We start from the raw sequence: 570 nt of genomic DNA on the forward strand, positions 1-570 counted from the left end.
ATTGGTTAAGGAATATATCGATCGAACTTTTGCGGTGCTAGAAGAGATGGAGCAGGAACTAAGAAAGCTTGATAATCCGCATGGATTATTAACAATAGCAGCGCCTGAGTTCTACTGTACTCACTATTTGTCACTCATCATCCACTCTTATATTTCTCATAATCCGAAGGTCAAGCTGCAGTTGTTTTCCTGTGACAGCAATGATGCGATGAAGAAAGTCGCAACGAATGAAGCCGATTTGGCAATTATAGCAGGTCCCTGTGATTCACCTATCATGGAAACACTGCCACTCGGTAAAGAGGATCTTGTCTTGGTGACAACAAGGGAGTTATATGAAAAATATGATGCAAAAATTTTAATGGAAACCTATCCATTCATTACTTACAAATCAGGCTCCAACATACAGCGGCTTGTCAATGAATGTTTGGAGGAATACGGATTTACACCGGATAATTATATCGAATGTGAGACGGATGAGACGATTAAGCGAACCGTTCTATATCATACTGGGATTGCTTTGCTCGGTTCTGCCCTCGTCGAGGAAGAGTTAAGAAAGGGTACGCTGGCAGA

At 41.6% G+C, this 570-nt stretch carries 1 protein-coding gene; it reads left to right on the forward strand.

The annotated features are described in order from the left end of the window. The coding region (locus tag GC102_RS10815; protein WP_171689532.1) for a substrate-binding domain-containing protein at positions 1-570 on the forward strand (570 nt) is incomplete at both ends.

It is taken from the genome of Paenibacillus germinis, assembly GCF_013141785.1.
GTDB lineage: Bacteria > Bacillota > Bacilli > Paenibacillales > NBRC-103111 > Paenibacillus_E > Paenibacillus_E phytorum.